Annotated in this window: 13 protein-coding genes; 5 read left to right on the top strand and 8 right to left on the bottom strand. The window is 69.9% G+C overall.

Translation table 11 applies throughout. The features are described from left to right. Nucleotides 1-789 (bottom strand): HAMP domain-containing protein (locus tag AUL32_RS25630; protein WP_192847462.1); only part of this gene is annotated, 789 nt, incomplete at its 3' end. Nucleotides 790-1,370: 581 nt separating this feature from the next. Between AUL32_RS25630 and AUL32_RS12700 the strand changes: the two genes are divergently transcribed. Together AUL32_RS12700 and AUL32_RS12695 are read left to right on the top strand one after the other, a co-directional pair. Next, complete coding sequence (locus AUL32_RS12700) at nucleotides 1,371-2,645, top strand: MFS transporter (protein WP_062115529.1); 1,275 nt, start codon at nucleotides 1,371-1,373, stop codon at nucleotides 2,643-2,645. 220 nt (nucleotides 2,646-2,865) lie between these two features. Then, entirely contained in the window at nucleotides 2,866-4,176 is a 1,311-nt protein-coding gene (locus AUL32_RS12695) for a CitMHS family transporter (protein WP_062115526.1), read from the top strand. A gap of 95 nt (nucleotides 4,177-4,271) precedes the next feature. Here the strand turns inward: AUL32_RS12695 and sthA are convergent, their stop codons facing one another. Further along, a complete protein-coding gene (gene sthA, locus AUL32_RS12690; RefSeq protein ID WP_244493264.1) occupies nucleotides 4,272-5,759 on the bottom strand; it encodes a Si-specific NAD(P)(+) transhydrogenase in 1,488 nt (495 codons plus the stop codon). A 423-nt stretch (nucleotides 5,760-6,182) separates the two neighbouring features. On the opposite strand from sthA, the gene ybaK reads away from it, so the two are divergent. Beyond that, nucleotides 6,183-6,656: a Cys-tRNA(Pro) deacylase gene (ybaK, locus tag AUL32_RS12685; protein ID WP_062115523.1), complete on the top strand. Its 474-nt coding sequence runs from the start codon at nucleotides 6,183-6,185 to the stop codon at nucleotides 6,654-6,656. Nucleotides 6,657-6,803: 147 nt separating this feature from the next. On the opposite strand, the gene AUL32_RS12680 is transcribed toward ybaK, so the two are convergent. The 6 genes from AUL32_RS12680 to hemC form a co-directional block, all read right to left on the bottom strand. Then, the gene (locus AUL32_RS12680; protein ID WP_082659625.1) at nucleotides 6,804-7,664 is read right to left on the bottom strand and encodes a glutamine amidotransferase; all 861 of its coding nucleotides are present in this window, start codon (nucleotides 7,662-7,664) and stop codon (nucleotides 6,804-6,806) included. Next, nucleotides 7,657-8,127, bottom strand: a complete 471-nt coding sequence (locus AUL32_RS12675) for a TerB family tellurite resistance protein (RefSeq protein WP_062115520.1) — start codon at nucleotides 8,125-8,127, stop codon at nucleotides 7,657-7,659. Before AUL32_RS12675 ends, AUL32_RS12680 begins: the two co-directional genes overlap by 8 nt. A 197-nt stretch (nucleotides 8,128-8,324) precedes the next feature. Continuing rightward, entirely contained in the window at nucleotides 8,325-9,815 is a 1,491-nt protein-coding gene (locus AUL32_RS26275; protein WP_280137582.1) for a heme biosynthesis protein HemY, read from the bottom strand. 1 nt (nucleotide 9,816) lies between these two features. Next, the gene (locus tag AUL32_RS12665; RefSeq protein WP_062115517.1) at nucleotides 9,817-11,631 is read right to left on the bottom strand and encodes a hypothetical protein; all 1,815 of its coding nucleotides are present in this window, start codon (nucleotides 11,629-11,631) and stop codon (nucleotides 9,817-9,819) included. 141 nt (nucleotides 11,632-11,772) lie between these two features. Beyond that, entirely contained in the window at nucleotides 11,773-12,477 is a 705-nt protein-coding gene (locus tag AUL32_RS12660) for a uroporphyrinogen-III synthase (RefSeq protein ID WP_062115514.1), read from the bottom strand. 32 nt (nucleotides 12,478-12,509) lie between these two features. Further along, complete coding sequence (gene hemC / locus AUL32_RS12655) at nucleotides 12,510-13,439, bottom strand: hydroxymethylbilane synthase (RefSeq protein ID WP_062115511.1); 930 nt, start codon at nucleotides 13,437-13,439, stop codon at nucleotides 12,510-12,512. Nucleotides 13,440-14,222: 783 nt separating this feature from the next. Here hemC and tsaD point away from each other — a divergent pair. Then, nucleotides 14,223-15,341, top strand: coding sequence for a tRNA (adenosine(37)-N6)-threonylcarbamoyltransferase complex transferase subunit TsaD (gene tsaD / locus AUL32_RS12650; protein ID WP_192847461.1), 1,119 nt, complete (start codon nucleotides 14,223-14,225; stop codon nucleotides 15,339-15,341). After that, the coding region (locus AUL32_RS12645; RefSeq protein ID WP_244497858.1) for a 2-dehydropantoate 2-reductase N-terminal domain-containing protein at nucleotides 15,338-15,791 on the top strand (454 nt) is incomplete at its 3' end. The genes tsaD and AUL32_RS12645, both read left to right, overlap by 4 nt.

Here is a 15,791-nt window from a genome sequence, read left to right as displayed (position 1 = left end):
CTTGGTGGTCATGTCGCCCATGGCGCGCTGCAACTCGGCGATCTCGTCCGAGCCCTTGGCCCGGATCGTGTGCGTCAAGTCACCCGAGCCGATCTGGCGGGCGAGGTCCACCGAGCGCTTCAAGCCGCGCGAGATCGACAGGCCAAGCCAGGTCGCCACGACGAGACCCAGCACCACCGCGCCGGCGACCAGCGCCAACATCTGCATCAAGGCGAGGCGGGAGTTGGCGTCGGTCTGGGCTGCGAGCGCGTCCGTGCGCTTCTTCTCGCGGCCGAGCTGCGTCTTCAGTTGGTTGATCATCGAGGCCATGCTCGGCTGCATGCCGCCGCCCATCAGGGAGCGGGCGTTTGCCGCCGCGTCCGCCTGCCCGGCCGGGTCGGCGCGCGCCGTGCGCAGCAGATCCATGACCTGCCGGGACATGCCGAGATAAGTCTCCACCGCGCCTTTGAGCGAATCCACCGAGGGAAGTTCGGTCTTGGGCGCGGCGGCGCGATACTCGGCCAGCATGTCCAGGGTGGACTTGCCGCGCTCGGCGACCGAGGCTTCCATGTCCTTGAAGACGCCGTCGTTATCGACCGAGTCCATCGTGTTGAGAAGACGGCCGATGTCGGACACATAGGCGCGAACGGTCATGAGCCGCTCGTTCTGCTGCATCGGGCCAGAGCGCAGCTCTTCCAGGCGCGCGCTGGCGACCGTCAGATTATAGGCGCCCACGGCTCCCAGCGCCAAGCTCATCCCCACCGTCAGCGCAAAGGCGCCCGCCAGCTTCGTCCGGATCGAAAGTCTCATCGGCCTGCAGTCTCCCCTCTGTTGGGCCCATGAAGTCCCAAGAAGACTGCCAATCGGTGAAGCCCTGGCGAGACCTCGGAACGCGGTGAATGCTTCCTTATGTCGCGCTGGGCCTGACTCATCGCCAAGTGGCTCGGGCGACAACCAGTGCAGGAAGTTCGCGTAGAACCACAGATTCAAGGCTAATCGATTCAACCCGGACGGGCTCGGCCTTGCCCACGTTTCCGAATCGAGTCGGCCCGCGGGAGCCTCCTCGCCTTCGGCGTTTCCCTCTTCGTTCGATATTGCGTCGGCGCCGAATCGAACGAGCCGTCGAGACTTGACGCCGACTGTGAGCTTATGAGCTTGTGCCGCAGCCGCGTTCGCCTTTCGGGCGAGCGCGGTCGCGCCCGAGAACACCCCGTCGTCTTCCCTCCCGGAAGCCGGCGCCCTTCGCCCGCGCTGTCGGACCCTCATTTTCTTCGAAAGGCGGCCGCTCCGATGAAGCCCGCGCCCCGACCCCCGCAAGCGCCCCCAAGGGCGCGCCGGAGGTCGGCCAAGCCGCCGGGCCGAAACGCGAGAGAACGGGCCGGAATCCGCTGATGCAGAGCGACGAGACCCTTTCTCCCGATCCGGCCGAAGAGCCGGTCCACGCGCCGGTCGAGGATCGCTTCGCCGCCTTTCGCAACCGCCGGTTTCTTCGATACTGGCTGGCCCGCTTCTTTGCCGCCTTCGCGGTGCAGATCGTCTCCGTGTCGGTGACGTGGCAGATCTACGCGCTGACGCGCGATCCGTTCGACCTCGGCCTCGTCGGCCTGTGCCAGTTCCTGCCCGCGCTCGCGCTGGTTCTCGTCACCGGGCCGGTGGCGGACCGCTATTCACGGCGCTGGATCATGGGCCTGTCGATCCTGGGCGAGGCTTGCGGGGCGGCCGTGCTGCTCGGCCTCACGCTGACGGGTCTCGTCTCGCCCCTGCCGGTCTTCGCCATTCTCGTGGTCTTCGGCATCGCCCGCGCCTTTTTCGGCCCCGCCGCCTCCTCGCTCGTGGTCAATCTCGTGAGCCGGGACGAGCTGGCCAACGCAGTGGCCTGGAACTCCTCCTCCTGGCAGATCGCCTCGATCGTCGGCCCGGTCGCCGGCGGCCTTCTCTACGGCCTGTCGCCGAGCGGCGCATACGGCACGGCGCTGGTTCTGTTTCTGGTCGGCTCGGGTCTCGTCCTGTCGATCCCCGCGCCCACGCAGCATGTGTCGGGCGAGCCGGCCAATCTTCGCACCGTGGTCGCCGGCTTCCGCTTCATCTTTCGGGAAAAGGTCGTGCTCGGCGCGATCTCGCTCGATCTCTTCGCCGTGCTGCTCGGCGGCGCGGTGGCGTTGATGCCGGTCTTCGCTCATGACGTTCTCGCCGTCGGCCCCTGGGGCGCGGGGCTTCTGCGCGCCGCGCCCGGCGTCGGCGCCATCGCGACCGCCGCCTGGCTCGCCGCCCATCCCGTGCGCGACCGCGCCGGGCATGTGATGTTCCTGTTCGTCGCCCTGTTCGGCGTCTTCACCGTCCTGTTCGGCCTTTCCGTCACGCCCTGGTTGTCGGTGGTCGCGCTGGCGCTGATGGGCGCGGCCGACATGATCTCGGTCTATATCCGCGAGACGCTGCTCCAGCTCTGGACGCCGGACGAGGTGCGCGGGCGCGTCAACGCCGTGAACGGCATCTTCGTCGGCGCTTCCAACGAGCTCGGCGAGTTCCGCGCCGGGCTCATGGCGGCCTGGCTCGGGGCCGTGCCGGCGGTGGTGATCGGCGGCTTGGCGACGGTCGCCGTCGCCGCCGTCTGGTCCGCCGCCTTCCCGCAGCTGCGGCAGGCGCGAAGCCTTGCGGCGCGCGAATAGGCGCAGGCAGAGTCGGGCAAAAGCTCGCCTCGGCGAGGCGCGCCAAAGGGGACATGAGCGAAGGGTGTCCGGGACGCCTCGCCTCGCATCGAAATGGTGCGGCTCAATAGATAGGTGCGACAGGATCGGCTAGGGAGTCTGGACACGTTCCAAAGACGCTTCCTTTCACCCGATGCCGCCGGGGACCCTTCCCCTCGGCGGCGCACCGAACGAACCGGATATGTTGACCCTTCTCGCCTATGCGATGATCGCGGTGTTCATGACCGCGGTCATGAGCAATCGCCTGTCCGCGCTGATCGCGCTCATTCTCATTCCCATGCTCTTCGCCCTGATCGGCGGTTTCGGGCCGGAAATTCCGGTCATGGTGGTGGACGGGCTGCGCCGCATCGCGCCGACCGCCGCGCTCCTGCTCTTCGCCATTCTCTATTTCGGGCTGATGATCGATGTCGGCCTGTTCGATCCGCTGGTGCGGCTCGTGGTGCGCATCTGCCACGGCGATCCGCTGCGGGTCATCGTCGGCTCGGCGCTGCTCGCCATGGTGGTTTCGCTCGATGGCGACGGCTCCACCACCTTCCTGATCTGCGTCACCGCCATGATGCCGCTGCATCGCAGCCTCGGCATCAATCCGCTGATCCTGCCGGCGGTGACAATCCTGCCCAACGCGATCATCAACATCGCCCCCTGGGGCGGGCCGACGGCGCGCGTCATGGCCTCGCTGCATCTGGAGCCGAGCCAGGTCTTCGTGCCGCTGATCCCGGCCATCGTGCTCGCCTGCTGCGGCGCGGTGATGATCGCCTTCTATTTCGGCCTCAAGGAGCGCCGCCGCCTTGCTAGCGCTGGCGGCATGGCGGTCTCGGACGAGCAGACGCCGATGAGCCAGATTCTTGCCACCCGCCGCGCCGTGGTGAGCCGACCGCTCTGGCTCCAGCTCTTTAACCTGGGGCTGACCGCCGCGCTTCTCGTGCTTCTGGTGGCCGACATCCTGCCGCTGGCGCTGGTGTTCATGATCGCCTTCGCGATCGGAATCACCGTGAACTTCCCGCGCATCCGCGACCAGCGCGAGCGCATCGAGGCCCATGCCGGCAGCGCCCTGTCGGTGGTGGCCGTGATCTTCGGCGCCGGCGTCTTCACCGGCATCCTGCAGGGCACGGGCATGACCGACGCGCTCGCCAAGAGCGTGATCTATCTCATCCCCGAATCGGCGGGCACCTACATCCCGTTGATCACGGCGGTGGTGAGCGGGCCCTTCACCTTCTTCCTGTCGAACGATGCCTTCTATTTCGGCGTGGTTCCGGTTCTGGCAGAAGCGGCGCGGGCCTATGGCATTCCGGTAGACGTCATCGCCCGCGCCTCGCTGGTCGGCCAGCCCATGCACATGCTGAGCCCGCTCGTGCCGGCGCTCTACGTGCTGACCAACCTGTCGGAGGTGGAGACTGGCTCCCTGCAGCGCTTCGCCCTGCCCTTCGCCGCCCTTCTCGCCGGCTTCATGCTGGTGGGCGCCGTGCTGACGGGCGCCGTGCCGCTCGGCTGAGTCTCGGCTTCAGGGCGCCAGAAACCGAAAAAGGCCGGAGCGGCATCCCCGCTCCGGCCTTTTTCCATGAAGGGCTCGCCTGTCTCAGTCGCGTGTCAGTGGACGGCCTCGCCGAGTTCCTGCGCCTCGTGCTCCTCCTGGCGCTCATGCGCCTCGGCCTCGCTCACCGCATGGGCGGCGACGCCGGGGCCGGGTGCGAAGGCGCGGTTCCAGGCGTCGAGCGAGGCGATCTTGTAGGCCTCGGCGAGGGTCGGGTAGTTGAACGTGTTGTCCATGAAATAGTCGATCGTCCCCTTCAGGTTGAGGACGGCCTGACCGATATGGATCAGCTCGGTCGCGCCCTCGCCCACGATGTGGACGCCGAGCAGCCGGCGCGTCTTCTTGGAGAAGATCATCTTCATCATGCCCCGGTCGAGGCCCATGATGTGGCCGCGCGAGGTTTCGCGGAAGCGCGCGATGCCGCATTCGTAGGGAATGCCGCGCTTGCGCACCTCCTCCTCGCTCATGCCGACCGTCGAGATTTCCGGCACGGAATAGATGCCGTAGGGAAAGAACTCGGGCGCCGGGGGCGGCTCCAGGCCGAAGGCGTGGCAGGCGGCGAGGCGCCCCTGCTCCATCGAGGTCGAGGCGAGCGAGGGAAAGCCGATCACGTCGCCGGCGGCGTAGATATGCGGCACGGCGGTCTGCAGCGTCTTCTCGTTCACCGCGATGCGCCCGCGCCGGTCCACCTCCAGCCCGGCGGCGGCAAGGTTCAGATCGTCCGTCGCGCCCATGCGGCCGGCGGCGAAGAGCAGCATGTCGCTCGTCACGTCGCGGCCCGTGGCGATGCGGCAGACCGGGCGTCCGGCGCCGTCGAACTCGATCTTCGTCACCTCGGCGCCCAGGCGCAGCGACACGTTGCGGTCGCGCAGGTCGTGGACGAAATCCTCCATCAGCTCCTTGTCGACGAAGTCGAGGAAGGTGGCGCGCGGCTCGACCAGCGTCACCTGCACCTCCAGCGCGGAGAAGATCGTGGCATATTCGACGCCGATGACGCCGGCGCCGATCACCGTCATGGAGCGCGGCAGCTTGGGCACCGCGACGATCTCATCGGAATCGAAGACATTGGTGCCGTTGAAGGGCACATAGTCCGGCCGGAAGGGCTTGGTGCCGACCGCGATCAGGATGAAATGGGCGGAGACGACGCGCTCGTCCTCGCCCTCGCTGCGGATCACCAGCTCGTGCGCCGAGCGGAACGAGGCTTCGCCGCGCATGACCTTCACGCCGTTGCGGGCAAACTGATGATCGAGCACGTCGACCTCGTGCTCCAGGGTCTTTTCCATGCGCGCGCGGATGTCGGCGGCGGAAATGTCCTGCTTCACCCGGTAGGCCCGGCCGTAGAAGCCACGCTCGCGCCAGCCCGAAAGATTGAGCACGGTCTCGCGCATGGTCTTGGACGGGATGGTGCCGGTGTGGACGGACACGCCGCCGACCCGGCGGTTGCGCTCCACCACGAGCACGGAGCGCCCCAGCTTGGCCGCCTGCACGGCCGCCCGGCGACCCGAAGGGCCGCTTCCGATCACGATGAGGTCGTAGGTCGACATGAAGCCTCGCATTCTGCTCAAAAAGCGGCCGCGTGCGCGCCGGCCGGCCTGGTCCGCATTCTCTCAAGTCCCTTCATACACCCGCTTGTGCAAAGCACGCGTAAAGGCCAGAGCGCTCGCTTGGCTTCCAGCTGCGGGCGCGAGGGGGGACCTACCCCGCAACGACGGCCGTCTGCGGCCGAGCGCTGGGGGGGGGGCGGGTCCAGCCGGCACCACCGCTCCTGAGGGCGCCCGATCCTGTCGGGGCAAGTCGCCCACGGGGAGCCGGTGTCTTGCGAAGCCGAAGAGTCCGTGGGGTGCGACGATCGATCCCGCTTCACCGCCGCCAAACCTTGCAAGGGGTCCGTGACAGGCTCTAAGCCATGGCTCGGCGCACGCGGCTTCTCTGAGAGCCCGTCGCCCGGCAGCACAAGCGGAAACGCCATGTCCAAGAGCACCCCGGCCACTTTGGCCCTGACCCGAGCGGGCGTCGCCTTCGCCCTCGTGACCTATGATTACGACCCCGATGCCGAACGGGTGGGGCTGCAGGCCGCAGAGGCCATCGGCGCGCCGCCCTCGCAGGTGTTCAAGACGCTGATGGCGGAGCTCGACGGCAAGCCGGTCTGCGTCATCGTGCCCTCCGACGAGGAGGTGAACATGAAGAAGCTCGCGGCAGCGCTCGGCGGCAAGGCGGCGCATATGATGAAGCCGACCGAGGCCGAGCGCCTGACCGGCTACAAGGTCGGCGGCATCAGCCCTCTGGGTCAGCGCAAGCCCGTTCCGACCATTCTCGACGAGTTGGCGGTGCTCCATGACGAGATCTATCTGAACGGCGGCCAGCGCGGCCTCCAGATCCGCCTCCGCCCCGCCGACCTGATGGCGGCGCTGGGCTGCGCGATGGCCGATCTGGTCCGCTGACGGCCCGGGCCGAGCCGGCCCCGTACTCCAAAGCCTGCCCGGCGAAGCGAACAGCCCCGCCGCAAAACAGGCGGCAGGCCCCATGAACTTGCAACACCAAGAATGTGGGCCTGCTCAGCAGGTGAGTCCCGCCCCACCGCGCCTTACCTAGCCGCGCGGCGGCTCGGCCAGCGTCTCGCCGCTCGTCTCGCGGCCAAAGATCAGCGCCAGAAACTGCTCCAGCCAGCGCTTGACTGGCGCGTCGTGGATGGCGCGGCCGGTGAAGTGCTCGCGCCGGGCCTGCGCGCCGGGCAGCGACAGGCGGGAATGGCCGTGCGTGGTCCAGCGATGCAGCATGGCGAGCGTCAGCTCGGCGTGGAACTGCACGCCATACGCCTTGTCGCCATAGCGCATGGCCTGGTTGGGAAAGGCGTCGTCGCCCTCCGCCAGCAGCGTCGCGCCGTGGGGCAGGGTGAAGCCCTCGCGGTGCCATTGATAGACCATGCCGGGCCAGCCCGGCATCAGCGCGCGCCCCGCCGACGTCGCCTGCATGGGATAGTAGCCGACCTCCACCAGCCCGTCCGGGTGCGGCGCGACCGTCGCGCCGAGATGCTTGGCCAGCATCTGCGCGCCGAGGCAGATGCCCAGAAAGGGGCGGTCCTCGCGCAGCGGCACGTCGAGCCAGTCGATCTCCTGACGCAGATGCGGCTCCTGGTCGTTGGCGCTCGGCGGCCCGCCGAACACGACGGCGCCGCGATGCGCGTCCAGCGTCCGGGGCAGCGATTCGCCCAGGACCGGGCGGCGGATGTCGAGCGGAACGCCGGCGGCTTCCAGGATCTGCCCGATGCGGCCGGGCGTCGAGGTTTCCTGATGCAGGACCACCAGAACCGGTCTCGCCTCGCCGGGATCGCGCAGCGTGAAGCGCTTCAGCGGCGCGACGGCCTGCGACCTCGAGCCGCTTTCGGGCGCGGCGTCGGCGCCGCCCTCGATGGCGGATTCCGGCCGAAAGGAGGGAAGATGATCAGCCATGCTCTTGCGTCTGCACTCTTGTCTGCGCCTCGCGCTTGGCGAGCATTCGCTCGCGCCCGGACACGCCGAGAAGCTCGGCGACGCGCCAGATCGTGTTGTCCTCCAGCTCGTGCACCTCGCCATCGGCGAAGACGACCTCCCAAAGAAGCTCCACGAAGCGCACGCGTTCCTCCGCGCTCCAATGGCGCATGAGGACATTGGTGAAGCGGAAGAGGTCCACCGCCTCGGCATCGGCCTCGCGCCCGGCGCGGCGCACCTGCTCGGCGCGCCAGGGGTCGAGCCCATATTCGCGGGTCAGGAGATCGCGCAGCTTGGCGCCTTCCACCTCGCTCAAGGTCCCGTCCGCCTCGGCCACGTGAAACAGGAGCGCCGCCGCCGCGACCAGCGGGTTGTCCTCGTTGCCGCCCCGGCCGATCGGCTCGCCCGAGAGAGAGCGCAGGAAGTCCTTGAAGGCGTCGAGCATGGGCGGCGTCCGGATTGGCTGTCGAAGGATTCGAGCGGGCGGGAGAAGCCCTCGCCCCGGTGAAACGGCCTGAACGGAAGCGAGTTCAAAACTTTCGCCCGGGGTTCTCGCACATGCAAACGAAAACGGCCCGGAGCGTCTGCGCTCCGGGCCGTGTGTGTCGTGTCTGCCGCGCTGGGCGGCTGGCTCTTGCGCCTTCAGGCGGCGGGGCTGCGCTCCAGGGGCGTCTCGTCCTTGCGTGGCAGCTCGTCCTTGCCGAGGTCGGTGGCCGGCGCGGACGCGGCAGCCTGTTCTTCCGGCGGCAGACGGGCGTCGATGAAGACGCGCCGGCCGGGGTCGTTGCTGGGCGCCGGCTGCATGCCGCGCAGCATGCGCCCGACCCGCTGCACCAGCTCCGGGTCGCCCTCGTGAGGCACCGACCACGTATAGGCGTCGAGCCGGCCCGTGGTGGGCGAAACCGCACGCCAGCCCTCGGCCGGGGCGCCGTCGACGCTCCAGGACGGGTCCTTCGGCGCATGAAGCGCGCGGCTCATCCACTGGCGCACCAGCGCGTCGTTGCCGGTCTCGGCGTCCTCGATGTCGGCGAGCAGGAGATAGGCCGATTCGCGCGGCGCGTCCTCGGCCGCGGCCATGGCCTCGACCCGGGCCGTGCCGAACTCGCGCGCATCCAGCGCTGCGCGAGCCAGCGCCAGGCGCGACTCGACATGGCCGGGATTGAGGCTCGCCAGATGGCGCGCGCGCTTCAGCCGCTCGGCGACGCCGTCGCCGGGCCACAGGTGGATATAGAGCGCGGCGAGCTCGGGATGCGGCTGCGCCTTCCAACCCGCCTCCAGCGCCTTCTGCGCCTGACGGTGCTCATTGAGGCGAACCATGGCGCGCGCCGCGATCACGGCCGCCGGCACCAGATCGGGCGCCAGCTTCTGCGCCTCGCGCGCGGCGTTGCGCGCGCCCGTCGGATCGCTGTCGGCGAGGTCCTGCGCCTTGCCGGTGAGCAGCACGGCCCGCAGGCGGCGGCTCTCGGCCTTGTCCACGAGGCGCGAGTCGCGCTGCGCTTCCAGGATGGCGAGCGCGCCGTCATAGTCGCCCTGCGCGGCCTTGAGGTCGAGCACGGCGCCGCCGGCCCAAGGCACATGAGGCGCGATGCGAACGGCCCGCTCGGCATAGCCGCGCGCCGCTTCCCGGTCTCCCAGCCGCTCGGCTTCGAGATACAGGCCGCGAAGGCCGACGAGACGAGTCTCGGGATCGCCTTCCAGCGTTTCGAACAGCGAGCGCGCCTTGGCGTGGTCGCCCTCGATCAAGGCGGTCTGCGCGTCGAGGAAGCGCACCATCGGCTCGCGCCGGTTGGCGAGCTGCTTCTGCGCCTGCTTGACGAGGCGGCGCGCGGTGACGGCATCGCCCGCCCCGGCCGCGATCATGCCGGCCGACAGGGCACGGTAGCCCTTGTCCCGCCGACGGCCGGAGAAGAAGCGCGAAACCCGATCCGGCGCCTTGAAGAAGCCGCGCACCAGCCAGAACAGGAGGATAGCGGCGAAGAGAAGCGCGAGCTGCAGGATCACGAAGACCGTGAAGCTCGTGCCGACCTCCTGGCCCTGCCAGAGGATCGAGACCGATCCGGGATGGTCGGCCAGCCAGGCGAAGCCCAGGCCACCCGCGAGAACGACGAGGAAGAATGCGAGGATACGCAGCATGTCAGCCCTGCGACGCGGAAGCGCCGACGGCGCTGTTGATGGTCTGGCGAATCAGATCGTCCGCATTGGCGCGGGCGCGAACCTTGTCGGCGAAGGTCTGCGAGGCCGACTTGGCGGCCTCGGGGAGCGTGTCCCATTCCTTCAGCCAGGCGGCGAAGTCGCCGCCCTCGATGGCCTTGTCCATGCGCGCGACGGCCGATTCCGGCCCCGGCGCATCCGTGCCGACGCTGGAGCCGGCGGGGCGCACGGTGACGAGCGAGCGCAGCCCCGAAAGGACCTGCGTGCCGACATCGGCGGTGGAGTCCACTGGACGAAGCGCGGCGAGAATGCGCGTTTCCGCCTCGTTCCATTCGGCCGCGAGGGCCGAGACGGTGGGCACGCCGGAGGCGGCGAAGTTGCGCAAGGAGGCGACGGATTCGCCGCCATTGCCGCTGGCGCCGGCGAAGCTTTCCAGCTCCTGCATGAAGGGCCTGCCGCTGTCGATCGCGCCCTTCAGCCCAGCGGCCGAAAGCGCGATGGCGGCGCGGCGGTTGGATTCCTCGATCGACTGAACGCGCGAGCCGAAGCCGTTCACCGCTTCGCGCGTGTCGTTGGCGGCGGTCTGGGCGTTCTGCGCGGCCTGCTGCGCGTTCTGCGCGGCGGACTGGGCGGAGGTCGCGGCCGTTTCGGCCCGGCCTGCGGTGTCGCGTGCTTCGTTGGCGGCGGTCTCGGCCCGGGTCGCGGTTTCGCGCGCGGCATTGGCCGCGTCGTTGGCCTGCGCGGCGGCGGCGGCCGAATCGCCGTTGGTCTGGGCGTAGCGCTCGTTGGCGGCCACCCGGTCGGACAGCTGGGTGAACTCGGTGCGCGAGACATTGCCCGAGCCGGCACCGCCGGCCGCCTGGGCCGATTGGAGCTGCTCCACCGTGCCACGCAGCGTCGAGATGTCGCCGGTCAGCTTCTGCACTTCGCCGGCAGTGGCGAATTGCTGGGTCTGCGCCGGCTGGACCTGCGCGGCCGGCGGGCTCACCACGCCGGAGTAAAGCAGAGCCGCGCCGCCGCCGAGCGCGATGGCCGCGCCCAGAAGCCCGGCGCCGAGCAGCGGGCCGAAGCCCGGGCCGCGCCCGTCGCCATGGGTGGTGCCGGCCGCCGCGTGATAGGGGCTGGAGGTCAGCGGGTCCGGCCCTGCGGGCTCGGGATGGGCAGCGGGCAGAACGGTCTCGTCATCCTCGAACTCGCCGAGGTCGCGCTTCTTGCCGGCAAAGCCCTCTTCGCGGGCAAACTCGGCGGCCGGCTCGGAAACGGGCTCGCCCGCAATCGCGCCGTCCGTCGTCGCGTCTTCGTGCTTTGCGATCTCGTCGTGCTTCGCCGTCTCGCCCAGCAGCGCGCCCTCGGGCGAGGTCGCAGGCTCGGAGGGGGCGGAAAAGACCGGCTCGGACGACGAGGCCGAAACCGGCTCGCCCGTCGTCAGCGGCTCGGCCGCGTCCGGCTGGACGGGGGCCGTTGTCAGCGGGTCCGCCACGGTGGCGGGCTCGGCGCCTGCCAACGCGTCGGCCGAGGCGCTGCCGGTGGCAATCTCGTTCTTGCGCTCACGCTCGGCGGCGCTGTCCGCCGTGGCGGACAAAAGCGCCTCTTCGTGGCGCTCCTCCGGCGTCTGGCTGGGGTCGCCCTGCTTGGTCTTGTCGTTCATCGAAACCGTCTCGTCCTGTTCGGCCCCCGACGCGGAGCCCATGTCTGCGCCGTTCTCAGCGCCCCCGGCCTTGGCGATCCGCTCGGCCTCGAGGTCGATCGTGGTTTCCGGTCGTGCGCCTGGCTTGGACCGGCGCGGACGATTGGCCATCCGAGAACTCCTTCATGTCGCATCCCACGGGCGGCGGCCGCCGCATGAACCGGCCGGCTTGAGCCAAATTCCCTTCGGCCGATGGTTCGGACGAGTCAACGTCCTGATCTAGCGTGCGCTGCGCAAGCTGCAACGAAAAGATTATCGACCGGGCCGCTCGTGCCCCCGATGGATCGCCTCGATCAGCGACGCCAGCGTGGGACGCGCGGCCCAGACTGCATTCTTTCCAAACTGCGGCGAAAGTTCCAGTGCGATCGCCTCCGACAAACAGAAGAAGCTGGCATCCCGCGACAGAAGGTCGGGCACCTCGCGAACGAGGCGCTCCGCCGCCTGCGCCTGCCCCCGCGACAGGAGCAGCACGCCCCCGAACGGGCCGCCGAGGCCGAGCCTTGCCAACTCCCCTTCGCTGGGCGCGCGGGGCCGCGTGTCGTAGACCTCCGCCACTTGAAGCGAGAGCCCCGCCGCCGCGAAGCCCGCTTCGAGCTCGGGCAGGCGCACCCGGCCGGCAGCATAGAGAAACGCAGCCCCCTCGCCCTCCGCCAGAGCCTTGGCGAGCGCCACGAGATCGCCCGCCCGCCCCTGGCCCTCGATGATGTCGGCAAAGCCGGCCTGCCGGAGATCCCCGGCCGTCGCCTCGCCGACCGCCAGCACGGGGCAATCGGTGCCCGAGAAATGCCGCGCCAGCCAGGGTACGGCATGGCGGCTCGTGGCGACCAGCGCGCGAAACGGGCCGGGCGGCGGGGCGGGGCGGAGCGGCACGATCTCGGACAGCGGCAGGAGCGCGGCGTCGAGCCCCGCCTCCTTCAGGCGCGCCAGCGTGCGCACGCCGTCCTCGCGCTCGCGCACGACGAGAAGACGGGTCGGGCGAAGCGGGCCGCTCAGCGCCGCCAGCCCTCGAAGAAGGCCGCGCCCGCCTGCGCCACGAGGCGCAGCGCCGCGTCCTCCGCCATCCGGCTGGCCTCGGCTCGCGTGCCCTCGACCCGCGTCTCGTGCATCTGCGACCCGTCCGGCGTCAGGATCATGCCGTGAAAGCGAAACAGGTCGCCCTCCAGCGTGCCATGGGCGGCGATCGGCGTGCGGCAGGAACCGTCGAGCACGGTGAGAAAGGCGCGCTCGGCGCTCAGCACGCCATGGGTGTCGGGATGGTCGATCGCCGCCACCAGCGAGGCGACGCGCCCGTCCCCTTCCCGCGTTTCGACGCAGATCGCGCCTTGGCCCGGCGCCGGCGGGAAGCTCTCCGCGTCGAGGATCTCGCCGGCGAAGCGCTCGTCGCCCAGGCGCTTGAGGCCCGCCAGCGCCAGAAGCGTGCCCTCCACCTCGCCCGCTTCCAGCTTGGCAAGGCGCGTCTGCACGTTGCCGCGAAAGATCACGAGTTCGAGATCGGGCCGGATGCGGCGCAGGAGCGCCTGACGGCGCAGCGAGGCCGAGCCGACGCGCGCGCCCTGGGGCAGGTCGGCGATCCGCCGCACCCGGCGGCCGATGAAGACGTCGCGCACGTCCTCGCGCGGGAGATAGGCGGCGAGCGAGAGCCCGTCCGGCACATGGGTCGCCATGTCCTTGGAGGAATGAACGGCGAGATCGATCCGCCCATCTAGCAGCGCCTCCTCGATCTCCTTGGTGAAGAGCCCCTTGCCGCCCGCTTCCGACAGGGCGCGGTCTTGGATGCGATCCCCCGAGGTCGAGATCACGGTGATCGCGAAGGCATCCTCGGCCAAGCCATGCGCCGCCATCAGGCGCGCGCGCACCTCCTCTGCCTGCGCCAGCGCCAAGCGGCTGCCGCGCGTGCCGATGCGGATGGGTTGGGTCATGTCTCGGCCTTCCTGAAACTTGGAAGTTCTCTAGAGACTGTTTTCGGCCATGAACAGGGCTTGCGCGGGGTCGCGGCCGCCCCCGGCCGTCGTCATGCCGGCCGAATTACCGGCCTGTTCGACCATGGCGGAGTTCAGCCACCGCGTGAGGTTTGGCCGTTCGCAACGCGCCGGACGTGAGGACTGCGAGGCGACCATTGGCGAGGATGGGCAGCGAGGCCGGCGGACGGGCAGGACATCCCCGCGCTTTTGCAGACCGTCCGGCTGCGCGGCTCGGCTCGCCCGTGGAACGACCGGGGAAAGGCCGACGGGGTCGTGGGGCAGGTGTTAAGAGACTGTTTGACAACCCCGGTCGGGTCGGTCCGCCAGCGCTTTTCCGCCATTGCTCGGGGGAAGACATGCCGCGCAAGCGCATCCGAGGCGCGCGAGCGCGGGAGATGTTTCGCCCGTCCGCACGGACCGTTGCCAATCCTCGCCGACGCACCCTTCGCATCACTCAAGTTTGGCGCTTTGCGAGCCCAAGGAAAATCCCTCGCCTGCCCCCCACCACCGAGTTTCCAAACAGCCTCCAAGGACCCTCTCCTCCGCGCCTAGCTTTCCGGCCGATCACACCGAAGCGCCGCGCCGGTGAACCCGACCGGCGCCTTGCCCGATCCAGCACGGGGCCGGCGCGCGGCGCGAAACCCAGGGCCGAGTTGGAAGCGCTGGCGAAACGCCAAGGGAATCGTTACTTCGCGAGGAAACGAAACCCGTGCACCGCCCCCGCGTCAGGAAAGCCCGCCCTTGCCCGCCTCCGCCTCGCCCCCGCCCTCGACCCTTCGTCCGCTGGTTCTCGGCATCGAGACGAGCTGCGACGAGACGGCAGCGAGCGTCGTCGGGCGCGGGGCCGACGGGCGGCCGGTGATCCTGTCCAATGTCGTGCTCAGCCAGATCGAGGAGCACGCGGCCTTCGGCGGCGTGGTGCCGGAGATCGCCGCCCGCGCCCATGCCGAAAGCATCGGCGGCGTGGTGGAGGCCGGGCTTTCGGAGGCGGGCGTGACGCTGGACCGGATCGACGCCGTGGCCGCCACCAGCGGGCCGGGGCTCGTCGGCGGGCTGATCGTCGGCGCCATGGTCGGCAAGAGCATCGCCGCTTCGCGCCGCCTGCCCTTCCTTGCCGTGAACCATCTGGAGGGCCATGCGCTGACCCCCCGGCTCACCGACGCGCTTCCCTATCCCTATCTCCTGCTGCTCGTCTCCGGCGGCCACACGCAGATCCTTCTCGTCTCCGGCCTCGGGCGCTACGAGCGCTGGGGAACGACGATCGACGACGCGCTGGGCGAGGCCTTCGACAAGACGGCCAAGCTCCTGGAACTGCCCCATCCCGGCGGACCCAGCGTCGAACGCATGGCAGCACAGGGCAAGGCCGCACGCTTCGACCTGCCCCGGCCGCTGCGCGGCGAGAAGCGGCTCGACTTTTCCTTCTCCGGCCTCAAGACGGCGGTGCGCCAGCTAGCGCTGGCCCATGCGCCCTTGAGCGAGGGGGACGTGGCCGATCTCTGCGCCGGCTTCCAGCGCGCGGCGGCCGAGAGCGTGCGAGACCGCGTGACGCTCGCCCTGCAGCGCTTTCGCGCCGCTTATCCCGACTTGGCCGAGCCTGCGCTGGCGGTGGCCGGCGGCGTCGCGGCCAATGGCGAGATCCGCGCCGCGCTGGAGGAGGTTGCCGCGCGCCATGGCGTGCGCGTCGTCTCGCCGCCGCTCAAACTCTGCACCGACAACGCGGCGATGATCGCCTATGCCGGTCTGGAGCGGCTGGAAGCCGGGCTCACCGATCCGCTTTCCGCCCCCGTGCGGCCGCGCTGGCCGCTGGACGAGACGGCCGCGCCGCTGGTCGGCTTCGGCAAGCGGGGCGCCAAGGCATGAGCGGCGGCGTCTGCATCATCGGCGGCGGCGCCTGGGGCACCGCGCTCGGCGCCATGCGGGCGCGCGGCGGCGAGCCGGTCGCGCTCTATGCTCGCGATGCCGAGACCGTTCGTGCCATCGCCGAGCGTCACGAAAACCCGCGCTATCTCCCCGGCATCGCGCTGCCCAAGAGCCTTAATGCCACGAGCGATCTCGGCGCGGCCCTGGCGGGCGCGGAGATCGCGCTTCTCGTTCTGCCGGCCCAGGCGCTGCGCGCCGCCAGCCGCGAAATGGCGCCGCATCTGCCGCCCGGCACGGCGCTGGTGCTCTGTTCCAAGGGCATCGAGCGCGACACCGGCCTTTTCGCCTCCGCCGTGGTAGAGGCCGAACTGCCGGGCCATCCCGTCGCCGTTCTGTCCGGCCCGAGCTTTGCGGCCGACGTCGCCGCCGGCCTGCCAACGGCGGTGACGC

The organism is Aureimonas sp. AU40 (assembly GCF_001463785.1).
Taxonomy (GTDB): Bacteria; Pseudomonadota; Alphaproteobacteria; order Rhizobiales; family Rhizobiaceae; genus Aureimonas.
This window is presented reverse-complemented; position numbering and strand designations above follow the sequence as displayed.

What these genes read in the sequence shown, in the direction of transcription:
- AUL32_RS12700 (WP_062115529.1), top strand. Translation starts at nt 1,371, where the DNA reads ATGCAGAGCGACGAGACCCTTTCTCCCGATCCGGCCGAAGAGCCGGTC.
- AUL32_RS12675 (WP_062115520.1), bottom strand. Translation starts at nt 8,127, where the DNA reads ATGCTCGACGCCTTCAAGGACTTCCTGCGCTCTCTCTCGGGCGAGCCG.
- AUL32_RS26275 (WP_280137582.1), bottom strand. Translation starts at nt 9,815, where the DNA reads ATGCTGCGTATCCTCGCATTCTTCCTCGTCGTTCTCGCGGGTGGCCTG.
- AUL32_RS12680 (WP_082659625.1), bottom strand. Translation starts at nt 7,664, where the DNA reads ATGGCTGATCATCTTCCCTCCTTTCGGCCGGAATCCGCCATCGAGGGC.
- ybaK (WP_062115523.1), top strand. Translation starts at nt 6,183, where the DNA reads ATGTCCAAGAGCACCCCGGCCACTTTGGCCCTGACCCGAGCGGGCGTC.
- sthA (WP_244493264.1), bottom strand. Translation starts at nt 5,759, where the DNA reads ATGTCGACCTACGACCTCATCGTGATCGGAAGCGGCCCTTCGGGTCGC.
- hemC (WP_062115511.1), bottom strand. Translation starts at nt 13,439, where the DNA reads ATGACCCAACCCATCCGCATCGGCACGCGCGGCAGCCGCTTGGCGCTG.
- AUL32_RS12665 (WP_062115517.1), bottom strand. Translation starts at nt 11,631, where the DNA reads ATGGCCAATCGTCCGCGCCGGTCCAAGCCAGGCGCACGACCGGAAACC.
- AUL32_RS12695 (WP_062115526.1), top strand. Translation starts at nt 2,866, where the DNA reads ATGTTGACCCTTCTCGCCTATGCGATGATCGCGGTGTTCATGACCGCG.